Source organism: Sphingomonas sp. P3_C5 (genome assembly GCF_056402635.1).
The window spans coordinates 143,545-155,168 of the sequence record NZ_JBFUHA010000004.1 but is presented as its reverse complement, the minus strand read 5'-3'; the positions used below and the strand labels follow the sequence as shown (position 1 = coordinate 155,168).

The window sequence follows — 11,624 nt, the reverse complement described above, 5'->3', positions numbered from 1 at the left end:
AGGAACGGACCCCGGATGGAACCTATGGCAAATGAGGCGATTTTCTCAAACTACGACAGCTGGAAAGGCTGGGAGGCGAACTTCAGCCCCAGTGCTGATGAGGCTGCCTACTATACACTCGAGTTGCGCGGGATCGCGTTGAGGCATTGCAGCGTATTCGAAATTGGCTTCGGCACGGGCGCCTTTCTCGGCTGGGCAGAGTCGCAGGGCGCCCAGATTATGGGGAGTGAAGTGACGCCTGCACTGGCTCGAGCAGGAGAAGCGCGCGGCTTGAAAATGATAGCGGCCGATTTCGAGGCTCGCGCCGCGCTGGCGCCCGAGTCGCTTGACCTGGTCGCCGCGTTTGACGTGTTCGAGCATCTTACCACAGATGTCATCGCCGCAAAGTTACGGGCGATCAGCGACGCACTGAAGCCCGGAGGCCACCTCATCTTGCGGTATCCCAACGGGCAGAGTCCCTTCGGCCTCGCGTCGCAGCATGGGGATGTGACGCATATCAACGCGCTCTCGCGCGCCAAGATTGACCAGCTCGCTGCGGGCACGTCGCTCGAGACAATACGATATGGCGGTACCGCACGCCCGAGGGCGAGGCGGCTCCAAACGAGGTTGGTGCGCGCAGCGCGATATGCGGCGCGCGACCTGCATATGCGGACATTGGGCTTCCTCTACGGGTCGGACGTCAATCTTGAACCCGTGGTCACGCAGCTGTTGATCAAGCGAATTGCTGCGACAAGTGGTGCGACCGCATGAACTGGACGTCGTCCGCATCCCGATCTTCCGCCGCAAAAACAGAATGCCGAGCCGAGCAAAATACAAACATGGAGAAATATATTCGCGAAAGCGGTGCGCTCTGTGCGATGCGATTCCGCGCCGCAGACATAGCGAAGGCCAATTATGTCTGATGAAACCTATTTTTTCGGGAATTCTGGAATGAACCTGCCGCGCAGGACCGCCGAATACTTCTCTCATAGAGTCTCGTTCAAGGCTCACCTTCCCGGGCGATTCGGGCAGTACGGATACTATGTGTTTCGGGACGATCATCCCACCGTTCTCAAGGCGGGCGACCGGGTCTGGTCGCCCTCCTACAGCGCTATCCTGCACTCGACCCACCGACACGGCAACTAACCGATGCGCCCACGACGCCTAGTAATTATCGTATCGCATCCGATCCAGCACTTCGTTGCCTTTTACCGTGCTCTCGCGGCGGAGGCCGATATCGATCTGCGGGTGATTTTCGGTTCGCCCATCGGCGTGAAGCCCTATTACGACAACGAGATGCGCTCTCATATCTCATGGAACATGGATCTTCTGAGCGGCTATGATCATGAATTTCTGGACGATGACGCCGCGCGCCAGCCGACATTCTTTTCGATGAACAGCCCGAAACTAGGCGGCCGGCTAAAGGCGCTCAAACCGGATGCAGTGCTGGTCTATGGCTATTCCCAATTGAACGCGGTTCGCGCGCTGCTTTGGTGCCGCCGCCATGCGGTTCCGGCGATGCTGATTTCGGATAGCGAGCAGCTGAAGGAAAGAGGTGGCTGGAAGGTCGCGTTGAAGTATCTCCTTGTCCCGCGGATTTTCGGACTCAGTTCGGCGTTTCTGTCGGTGGGCGACCAGAATGAAGGCTATTATCGCGCCTATGGCGCCAGGGCGGACCGTATCTTCCGATCGCCCTTCACGATTGACGAGGCAGTCTACCGTGCCGCGGCGAAAGACCGGGCGGCACTCCGAGCCAGCGCGCGCGCAGAACTCGGGCTCGAAAAGGAGGATCAGGTCGCGCTGTTCGTCGGCAAGCTCTCGCCGCGCAAAAGGCCTGGCGACCTTCTCGCGGCGGTCGACCTGCTCCGGGCGAAAGGAAGGTCCAGGATTTTTGCCGTATTTGCAGGAAACGGCGAGCTTGCAGAGGAGCTGCAGGCAAAAGCCTCCGGCCGCGGTTTCGCGCGTTTTGCCGGCTTTGTGAATGTCGATCGGCTTCCCTCGCTCTATGCAGCCGCCGATGTCCTGGTGCACCCTTCGCAGGCCGACCCCCATCCGCTGATCTGTTCCGAAGGCGCCTGTGTCGGATTGCCGCTTATCCTGAGCGATCGTGTCGGCGCGGCGGGGCCCACCGACATCGCGCGTCCGGGGGAGAATGCGCTTATCTTCCCGTGCGGAGACGTTGCTGGTCTCGCGACGGCAATCGAGCAGATCATCGATGACCCCGCCGCGACGGAGCGCATGTCGCGCCGGTCACGCGAAATCTTCGACGAGTGTGATGTGAGGCAAAGCGTACTTGGGGTGCGCCAGGCTATGGAAGCAGTCATCCATGGATGAAGGTAAGGCATTGATCGGGGCTGACCGACGGACAGGGCGCGCGCCACGCGCGGTGGTCGCCTCCGATTTCTGGTTCGGCGCGACGGCGCGAGATCTCGCCGCCGGCTTGCGGGCATGCGGCTGGGACGTGGCCGAAGTAGATCTTTTTCACTACGTGTTGCTCTCGCACCTCAAGATCATGAAAATAGCCAACAGGCTTCTCCATCGGTTCAGTGCGGCTTCCTATGCACGTGCCATTCTGAAAGCAGTATCGGATGTCGATGCCGACCTGATGCTGACGGTCAAAGGCAGCTATATTGACCATGCCACCCTTCGCACACTTGGTGATCACGGGGTGTTTCGTGCTAATTTTTACCCCGATGTCCGCTTCACGCATCCGGGCTTCGGTGAAGAACTTTTTCAGGATTATGACTTTGTCGCGACGACCAAGAACTTTCAGGTCGAACATTTGATCGGTCTCATAGGTCGTGATCGCGTAGTACACATCCCGCACGGCTATTCGGCCGTCATCCACCGCGACGGACCGTTCCTCAGTGAGGATCAATTCGGATGGGACATCGGCTATGTCGGCAACGCCTCGGCACACAAGTTCGAGTGGCTCTTGGCGGTCGCGGAGGCGTTCCCGGATCGGAAGATCCACATTGTCGGGAGTGGTTGGTCAACGCTCGCCAAGGGCACCAAGCTTGAACCCTTTGTGCTGGGGCACCAACTCTTCGGCGACTTCTATGCCCGAACGGTCCAGCAGTGCCGGATCAATCTCGCGATCCATTATGACGAGCCGATATCGGACAAGTGGCACGATCTGACCTCAACCCGCACCTTCGAGATTCCGGCCTATCGAGGTTTCATGCTCCACGTCGACAATCCGGAGGTGCGCGACCTTTTCGATGTCGGCACCGAGATTGATGTTTTCGACACCAAGGATCAGTTGATAGAGCGTATTGGCTATTACCTCGATCAGCCGGAGCAGCGCCACGCCATGCTCCAACGGGCATATGCGCGATGTGTCCCGAGTTACAGCGTCGCATCTCGTGCCGCGGAACTCGACACATTGATCCGTCCAAGGCTCGCCAGGTCGGCTTCGATAGAACCAGTCGGCCACGCTTCAGGAGCGCAGTGATAGATGGAACATTTTTCCGGCGACTGGAAAAACTCGAGCGACGCCCCGAGTTCCGTTGAGCCATCCATACACGACCAATCGGAACGGAAGAAAGCGGGATGAAATCGGCAAACTTGGGGCGGACGGACATCAACATTTCCGCCGTCGGGCTGGGATGCGTCGGGTTGACCGCAATGCCGCGCGAGCAGGATGCGCTGGCGCTGCTCGCAGCCGCACACGACCTCGGCATTTCGCATTTCGACACTGCGCGCGCATATGGCGCCGGCTTCTCGGAAGAAATTCTCGGGCGTTTCGCCCGGGGCAGGCGCGACCAGATTACAATCAGCACCAAGTTCGGAATCATGCCGCCCCCGATGGCGTTCGGAAATCGACGATTGCTGACAGCCGTGAAGCGAGGATTGAAGCATATTCCGATCCTCGATCGCGCCGTCCGGCGGCGGCTGGCGGCCAGTTCCGATGTGCCGAAACTGTTCACGCCCGATGCTTGCCGGACGAGCCTTGAGAAGAGCCTGACGGTGCTCAACACCGACCATGTCGATTTCTATTTCCTGCATAACGGAACACGTTCGGATGCCGAGCAGGAGGATCTGATCGACGCCGCCACGCGGCTCCGGGACGCGGGGAAAATCCGCGCTTTCGGGATCAGTTCGCCGATTGCCTATGTCGGTGAAAGCCTTGACTCCCTGCCATCGATCTATTCCGTGGTCCAGGGCGATCATGGTGTCGTCGGTGGCGGGCGTTGGCAGAACCCGGACCATCGCGGGATCATCGCGTTCGCGACGCAGGGCCAGCTTCGCCCGTTGATCGACGCCCTGGCGAAGGATCCCGCCCGGCGCGACGAGTGGTCGACAAGGCTGGACACCGACCTTTCGGACGGACAACTTGTCGCGAGCCTGCTGATCCAGGCCGCGCTCGACGCCAACCGCGATGGCGGGGTGCTGGTTGGAACGCGCAACGTCGAACATCTGGCGACAGCGGCCGCGGCGACCCAGGCGACGACATCCGCCGAGACGCTCGCGGCCTTTCGGACGATGAGCGTCGAGATGCTGGCCACGCAGCCGGCGTGATCAGCGATATCGCATCCGCAGACGGCGAACTTTCGTGCGATATCTGTATCGTCGGGTCCGGGGTCATCGGATTGGCGTTGATGCGCGAACTGATGCGAAGTCAGCTGCGTGTGGTGGTTCTGGAGTCGGGCGGACCGGCGCGCGAACCGGCGATCGACKATCTCCAGTCGAGCGATGTCGAGGGCGAGTCTTTCGGGGGTGCCAGCGATGGACGCGCGCGACAGCTGGGCGGGACATCGAACCTCTGGGGCGGGCAGGCGCTGCCGATGGACCCGATCGACTTTGTGAAGCGTGACTGGGTGCCGGATAGTGGCTGGCCCATCGACCCGGAGGTATTGCCCCCGCTCTACGCCCGCGCCGCCGACTTCCTCGGCGTTGATCAGCGCGACTATGATCACGATGTCTTCGACCGCTTCAAAATCGCATTGCCGCAGCGATTCCCGGCCAATCGCTATCGCTATCATGTGTCGAAATGGGCGCCCAATCCGAAGCTGATCGACGTCTACCGGCGAACGATCGAGCGCGCGGACCCGGTCCAGCTAATCTACCACGCGACAGTGACCGACATAGCGCTTTCCCCGGACGGCGCGCACGTGGAGCAGCTGATCGCGCGATCGCTCGATGGCCGCCAAGTGCGGGTCAGTGCCCGCCATTTCGTACTCGCGGTGGGCGCGATCGAGGTGGCCCGGCTACTGCTGGCTGCGGGGGCTCGCGGCGGGCGGCCTGTCGGGCTGGGTCATGCGCATATCGGGCGATATCTGATGGACCATCCAAGTGGTCGGATCGGCGAGCTGGTCCCGGTCGACAGTCGGGCCGCACAGCGCCTGTTTAACCTCTTTCATATCGGCAGGCGGAAATATTCGGTGCGCCTGTCGCTGCGGGAAGCTGCGCAGCGCGAACACCAGCTTCTCAACATTTCGTGCGGCTTCAATTTCCAGTCCTCCGCCGGTGCAGGCGTGGACGTGCTGCGCCGCGGGGCGGAAGCGGTGCGGTCGCGCGATCCCCGCGCCATCGCCAAGGCAGCGCTGGGCGCAGTCCCGGCCTTCCCCCAACTGCTGGCCTGGGGCTACCAACTTGCGATCGAACGCCGTGCCTATGATCCGAGGTCGACCATCGGCCTGGTGGTCAATGTGGAACAGGCACCGGTAGCCGGCAATCGCGTCGAATTGTCGACGGCGATGGATTCTCTGGGGATTCCCCGGAGCCGTATCCGTTGGCATCCAACGGCCGCGACGGAGCAAACAGCACGGTGGTTCGCAAGCCACCTCGAGCGGGACCTGCTTGTTGCCGGGATCGGCACATTGGCGTTGGAGCCATGGGTATCGGAACCGGCGGCCGCCACCGCGTTGCGCGACGCCTATCACCCGATGGGGACCGCCCGGATGGCGCGATCCCCAGCCGAGGGGGTCGTCGACGTCAACGGACGATTATTCGGTGTGGACAATCTCTCGGTCGCCGGTACGGCGGTGTTCCCGACCGGCGGGCATTCGAACCCGACATTTACCGCTATCGCCCTTGCCATTGGCTTGGTGGACCGACTCAAGATCGAGCTAGCAGCGGATCGACGACCTCGTTAAGACGTCGCGCAAGTTCAGCTTCCGCCCCGGACCGTCGGGCGGACGAATGGAAAAGTCCCCACGTCGAAGGCCGCGATACGGGTAGACGACGCGAGAGCGCGCGATCATTCAATCCCGGGCCGCAATCAAGGTGCCGTCGAAACACGTGCTCTAACGGCTCCATAAAGGGCTGTTCTGCGTTGCGAACTGACGCCGAAAGCCAGAATGACGGCACTTGCCGCCACCCCCCCAGTAGCGAGCTCAAAGATAAGATACATGAGCCCCGTAGCCGGCAAGCTATCTACGACGATCCTCGTAATCAGATAGACGGCGACCGCGCACCCCCCTCCCCGAGACGCCAAGGTAAGAAGAAAATCAATTCCATTAGTACCAGTAATTCTATGAACAGCCTTGGATACCGGAATACCAAGCCCCAATAACTCGCCGATTGCCAAGGCCGCCATTAATCGCAAAGCGATATCTTCTACCGGTAGCGCAAAATAAAGGCAAATAGTCAACGCAAGTTGAGCTGCGCGCCCGGCCACGATCGGCCATGGTCGATTAGCGGCCGCGAGGAAATTCGCGGCCACGCCCTGAGAAGGCATCAGAAGTGGTGGTCCGATCGCGAGCCAAAGCATAACCGGACTATATAGATGCGGATTGCCAGTCCAGACGGAGAACAAAGGCTCCGCCAAAGCGGCCAGCAACCCTGCCGCCGCGCCTGTCTGGGAGCTGATGAAAATGCTGGCTTCGCGAAACGCATTCCTAAGTCCGGCCATGTCGTCGATCGCAAGGCGTCGCGCCGATTCAATTCCGAGCACCACGCCAAACAGCTGGAGACCCGACCGCACGAAATTTCCTATCGTCCGCATGAGGGTGAATTGGGCCACGGCCGCCACCGGAGATCCCGACGCTGTTATCAGAAGCAATGGAAGCAGCGTCAGCAGCGTGTTTGGTAAGCTCTGAGACCAGTTCCCGACGGAGGTGATGAGCAAGCTGTTTCGCTCCGCTCGATCAAGTCCCCTGGTCCTCAGACTGAAGCCGTAATCCGGAAACCGGCGGCCACTTGAGGCAGTCCATAGCAGCGTACCCAACAAAGCCGTAGCAAACTGCGCTCCGGCAACTTCGACAAGGCCGCCTCCAAGCATCGCGATCGCGGCAGAAACGACGACGCGCGTTGTGTCGATAGCGGCAGTGAGCATGGTTTGACGCGTATATTGCTGATGAGCGCGATAAACCGCAATCTGGATTGACGTCATCATTCTAGTGGCGGCGACCAGGCTCAGGCAGAACATGGTAAGCCACAGGGAGCCCGTGAACGGGATATTGCCGGTGGCGCCTGGGAAGAGAGCGAACCATCCGCCGATACAAACCAGGCCGACCAGCGCGCCGGCGCATGCAAGCGCGTTGCCTGCACGGTGGACATGTTGCGAAAGCGGTCTCTCTCGTCGCGCCACAGCCATCGCCAGTCGGTTGGAAAAACTCAAGGCGATTCCAAAATCAAACATCCCGATCAACCCTGCAGCAGCGAGGGCAACCGACCAGGCGGCGAATCCATCTACGCCCCACATCCGGAGCAGGAGGCCGCTGAGCAGGATGCGATCCGCGAGTGTAGCCGCAAACGCGACGACCTGGGCTACATATTCCCGCCCCACGCGAAACAAGACTTTCATTGAAACGCTCCGCTGACGTGGGGTGAGCTACAGTTCGCCGGTAGCGGTGGCAAGCGGGAGCTCTGAGCTGAGTGGATGGGCAAGCGCCCCACTGTCCGGCACTGCGGGGCCAGCGCGCTTCCTGTTCGTCAGGTGCCGCGACGGTGGGAACGGGATTCAGGGATCGGCCCCGCCGCCCGTGATAGGAATGCGACGTCTACCACCTTTGCAGTATCATCGGCGCATCGGTTTTACATGTCGATCTACCACGCTGCGAAGTGCTGCACTGAGCCGAACCGAAAACGCAGGGAAACTGAAATAGTCGAGGCCCGCCGGAACCTCGCGCTGTCTCGCAAGACCCGCCAGCACGGCATCGACAATGCCCTGACGATTCGCAGGATCGACAAGCGCCCCGAGCAGCCCGTCGCGCAACGCCTCCCTACCTCCATCCGTAGTGCTACCAATTGTCGGAATCCCGCACGCCATGGCCTCCAGCAGCACGAAGCCAAACCCCTCCCCGCTGCTGGGCATGGCGTACACGTCGGCGAGTCTGAAGATGTCGGCTTTTTCGGCTTCGTCGACGGCCCCCGTGAAGACGACATGATCTTTTACGCCAAGGCGTACCGCCACCTCTGCAAGACGGCCGCGATCATCGCCGTCGCCGCAAATCAGATAGCATATTTGCGGACAGGCTTTCAAAAGTGCGGGCATCGCGTCCAGGACATTGTCGAATCCCTTATAGCGTTCGCGGCCCGCCAACCTCCCAAAGGTCATGACGATCTTACGATCCTGAAGCCCGAACCGCTCGATCAGGTCCGGGCGCTTGGGACCGACACCGAACTGCTCAAGATGGATTGCATTAGGCGTGATTGTGCAGCGATCTTCGGGATATGGCTGCCACTGGCGGAAGCGGTCGAGCGTCACCTTGCTGATGGACAGGACATGATCAGGGCTTCCCGCATATCGCCGCGCGAGACTTCGTTCACACTCCCACGCCTCGATCCCGTAGATCGCAAGAACCATTGGCGTATTGGTCAACTTCGCGATCAACCGGGCAATCGGCACCAAATTGAGATGCGCGCAATAAATGATGTCAAAGCCGCCGCCGAAAATCGCGTGTCGCAGCGCTGTCGCGATGAAGCGCCCCACCCCTCCGGTCGCCGACAGCTCGAACCGCAGCTTCGCCGGAAGCGCGCCGATCGGCTGTTTGGCCACGCGGGGAATAGCCACGACCTCAGCTATCGCAGGGTCTTCGCAAAGCGCTGTCAGTACGTCACGATTGTATAGCGCGATGCCGCCATGTCCGCCGAAGGCGTCCGTCAGCAGGACCAGAACGCGTCGGCCGCCAGGTTTGATTGTGCTACTCACAAATGCATCTCGCCCCAGCGCGGTCAGGAGTTGTTGCGGAGGGCCCCGATACCAAGGCGCCTCGTTCCTGCCGATAGCTTTGTTGATCCTGAATGTCTGACGGGGTCAAACCACGAGCACGTTACTGACGTCCCAATGCATCTCCCGCGATGAAAGTCGCGGCAGCACATCGGCGCGCACCAGAACATAATTGTTTTCGAAGAACCGATCGTGCTCGAAAGACCATTCCGAGTACATCTCCAAATGGTCGGGCGCCACGCGCCCGACCCTGTATCCGACTTCTCCCGCAAGCCCGAACACGGCCCGCAAAGTCGATCCGTTCATCAGCCAGCGCCAGTTATACTCGAACTGAACGACCTCGATCGCACCGGCGAGCAATGCATCCCGCATCCCTTCAAGGATCGCCAGGTCATGGCCCTCCGCATCGATCTTGCAGAGGTGAATCGTGCCGATTCCCAACCGGGTCCGAATATCCGACAATCTCTCGACCGGCACCTCGATCGATATCGCTTTCGGATCAATGCTCGGTGACAAGCTATTGGTGCCGGCGAATTCGCCTACGATCTGCATCTGCGCGGTGCCGTTATGGTCGGAAACCGCGCATTGATGAAGGCGAACGCTCTCCATTTGGCCGAATTCGCTGACCAATCGGTCGAATGCGCCCGCTACCGGCTCGAACAGCTCAACGGCGCACCGCACCCCCGCGGCCTCGCTCTCGCGCAGCACCACTTTGCTCCAGAGCCCGAGATTGGCGCCGATGTCGAACGCGATGAAGCGTTCTTGCTCCTCGGGGTTCGAAGATCGGAAGGCCCGAATACACTGGCCGATCAGAGCCGCTTCGCCATTGGTAGCGATGTCATTCGGCACTTCGCCACGCGCCGCCATGTAAAGTCGGCGCCCGAGACGCCATGCGCGTCTGCGCCCCAGCAGGCGGACAACAAGATCCAAGCTCATGGCGCTCGGGTAGCTGCAATTCCATCAAAAGCAAGGCCGTACATGGTCTGGACGCGTGTCTTGCATATGTGGCAGGCAAGGCTTGTGTCCTGTGGGCTGAGCGCTACGGATCGGACCGAATCGTGCAAGGGCGGCTTGAAATGGAAACCACAGGGCCAAGCCGGCCATCATTGATACCTGCGCTGCTGATCCTTGTGACTGCGGTTTTGTTCGGAGGCGCATCGCGGACCGACGTCGGAATTCCGCTCGTCGCGCGCCTCGTAGCGATTCTCTCGATCGCCTGGCTTATCTGGCGAACGCCGTTTGGCGAATGGCGATTCAATCGCACGGCTGCAGCTCTCCTGGCTTGCCTGATGCTGGTTCCGGTCGTTCAGATCGTTCCGCTGCCATGGTCGATATGGACTGCCCTTCCCGGTCGTGATTATGCCGCGAGCGTTTATCATTTACTGGGCGAGCGTCCATCGCATGCGTTAAGCCTCACGCCGGATCGGACGATCAATGCGCTGTCCGCGCTGGCGCCTGCGGTCGCTGCCTATCTGGCCGGCTTGCGGCTCAGCAATCAAGGTCGTGCCATGGTGCTTACGGCAATATTGGTGCTGGCGCTATTCAGCGGCATCCTTGGATTGGCCCAGGTGATAACCGGCCCCGACGGTGGCGCATATTTCTACACGATCACCAATTCCGATTCGAGCGTCGGATTCTTCTCGAATGCGAACCACCAATCGCTGTTTCTGTGCATTGGCATTATCGTGGCAATGTACCTTTTGTCCGAACTGTCTGTCCAACGGCCCCATCTTGCCCGTGCGGGCGCAATATTGGCCGCGACCGCTATCGGTATAATGATGATATCCATTCTCGAGACAAAGTCGCGCGCCGGGGCCGCCTTGTCGATCGCCGCGATATTGGGCGGTGCTTCGATGCTGCCGACAAGATCGTTTCCTTATGGCTCCAAAGGAAAGCTGCTCAGCTTTACAGGAGTCGGCGCCATTCTGACCCTATTGCTGATCCTTGGTTTCACCGGAGTTCTGTTTGATCATAATCTTGAAATAGAAAAATTGAACAATGCTCGCATATCAAATTTGCCCGTATTCTTCAAAATGATATGGGACTATTTTCCGTTCGGCTCCGGATTAGGAAGCTTCGAGACTATATTTAGATCTTACGAGAATATTTCTAACTTCGACTATGATTATTTGAATAATGTTCATAATGACTACATTCAGATAGTAATTGAGACCGGCCTCATAGGGGGCAGCCTATTGTTGGCGTTTCTCCTCTGGTGGGCCCGCGCGTTCTTCGCTGCCTGGACTTCCGCCGCGATCAGGGAAAGAGGCGAGGCGGATACTCGCTTGCGGCGTGCGGCGGGGCTTATCACGCTCATCGTGCTGCTTCATTCACTTGTGGACTACCCCTTGCGCACGGCAGCGCTTTCAACCGTCTTTGCTCTCTGCATTGCCATCCTGACGGATAGGTCGCAGCGCCCCCGGGAGGGCCGGCGCGGCTCCGCTTCGTCGCTCAAAGTGCGCAGAGTGAAGGTGGACGCGCGCGCCGGAGGCCAACAGCTCCAGCGAACGAAGGCATAGGGCACGCTTCC

Annotated in this window: 9 protein-coding genes; 6 read left to right on the top strand and 3 right to left on the bottom strand. The window is 60.0% G+C overall.

What is annotated here, in order from left to right:
* Positions 1-24: 24 nt before the first annotated feature.
* From AC1DVS_RS11895 to AC1DVS_RS11875, 5 genes are all read left to right on the top strand, one after another.
* Entirely contained in the window at positions 25-750 is a 726-nt protein-coding gene (locus AC1DVS_RS11895) for a class I SAM-dependent methyltransferase (RefSeq protein ID WP_478023224.1), read from the top strand.
* Positions 751-1,128: 378 nt separating this feature from the next.
* Entirely contained in the window at positions 1,129-2,313 is a 1,185-nt protein-coding gene (locus AC1DVS_RS11890; protein ID WP_478023223.1) for a glycosyltransferase family 4 protein, read from the top strand.
* Positions 2,306-3,433: a CgeB family protein gene (locus AC1DVS_RS11885; RefSeq protein WP_478023222.1), complete on the top strand. Its 1,128-nt coding sequence runs from the start codon at positions 2,306-2,308 to the stop codon at positions 3,431-3,433. The genes AC1DVS_RS11890 and AC1DVS_RS11885 overlap by 8 nt, the downstream gene beginning before the upstream one ends.
* Positions 3,434-3,531: 98 nt before the next feature.
* The gene (locus AC1DVS_RS11880) at positions 3,532-4,500 is read left to right on the top strand and encodes an aldo/keto reductase (protein WP_478023220.1); all 969 of its coding nucleotides are present in this window, start codon (positions 3,532-3,534) and stop codon (positions 4,498-4,500) included.
* A complete protein-coding gene (locus AC1DVS_RS11875; RefSeq protein WP_478023218.1) occupies positions 4,497-6,077 on the top strand; it encodes an FAD-dependent oxidoreductase in 1,581 nt (526 codons plus the stop codon). Before AC1DVS_RS11880 ends, AC1DVS_RS11875 begins: the two co-directional genes overlap by 4 nt.
* A gap of 125 nt (positions 6,078-6,202) precedes the next feature.
* On the opposite strand, the gene AC1DVS_RS11870 is transcribed toward AC1DVS_RS11875, so the two are convergent.
* From AC1DVS_RS11870 to AC1DVS_RS11860, 3 genes are all read right to left on the bottom strand, one after another.
* A complete protein-coding gene (locus AC1DVS_RS11870; protein WP_478023216.1) occupies positions 6,203-7,729 on the bottom strand; it encodes a hypothetical protein in 1,527 nt (508 codons plus the stop codon).
* A 213-nt stretch (positions 7,730-7,942) separates the two neighbouring features.
* Complete coding sequence (locus tag AC1DVS_RS11865) at positions 7,943-9,076, bottom strand: glycosyltransferase family 4 protein (RefSeq protein ID WP_478023214.1); 1,134 nt, start codon at positions 9,074-9,076, stop codon at positions 7,943-7,945.
* Positions 9,077-9,181: 105 nt separating this feature from the next.
* Entirely contained in the window at positions 9,182-10,030 is an 849-nt protein-coding gene (locus AC1DVS_RS11860) for an FkbM family methyltransferase (protein ID WP_478023212.1), read from the bottom strand.
* A 170-nt stretch (positions 10,031-10,200) separates the two neighbouring features.
* On the opposite strand from AC1DVS_RS11860, the gene AC1DVS_RS11855 reads away from it, so the two are divergent.
* Complete coding sequence (locus AC1DVS_RS11855) at positions 10,201-11,613, top strand: O-antigen ligase family protein (protein WP_478023211.1); 1,413 nt, start codon at positions 10,201-10,203, stop codon at positions 11,611-11,613.
* Positions 11,614-11,624: the final 11 nt, after the last annotated feature.

What these genes read in the sequence shown, in the direction of transcription:
- AC1DVS_RS11895 (WP_478023224.1), top strand. Translation starts at nt 25, where the DNA reads ATGGCAAATGAGGCGATTTTCTCAAACTACGACAGCTGGAAAGGCTGG.
- AC1DVS_RS11890 (WP_478023223.1), top strand. Translation starts at nt 1,129, where the DNA reads ATGCGCCCACGACGCCTAGTAATTATCGTATCGCATCCGATCCAGCAC.
- AC1DVS_RS11885 (WP_478023222.1), top strand. Translation starts at nt 2,306, where the DNA reads ATGGATGAAGGTAAGGCATTGATCGGGGCTGACCGACGGACAGGGCGC.
- AC1DVS_RS11880 (WP_478023220.1), top strand. Translation starts at nt 3,532, where the DNA reads ATGAAATCGGCAAACTTGGGGCGGACGGACATCAACATTTCCGCCGTC.
- AC1DVS_RS11870 (WP_478023216.1), bottom strand. Translation starts at nt 7,729, where the DNA reads ATGAAAGTCTTGTTTCGCGTGGGGCGGGAATATGTAGCCCAGGTCGTC.
- AC1DVS_RS11860 (WP_478023212.1), bottom strand. Translation starts at nt 10,030, where the DNA reads ATGAGCTTGGATCTTGTTGTCCGCCTGCTGGGGCGCAGACGCGCATGG.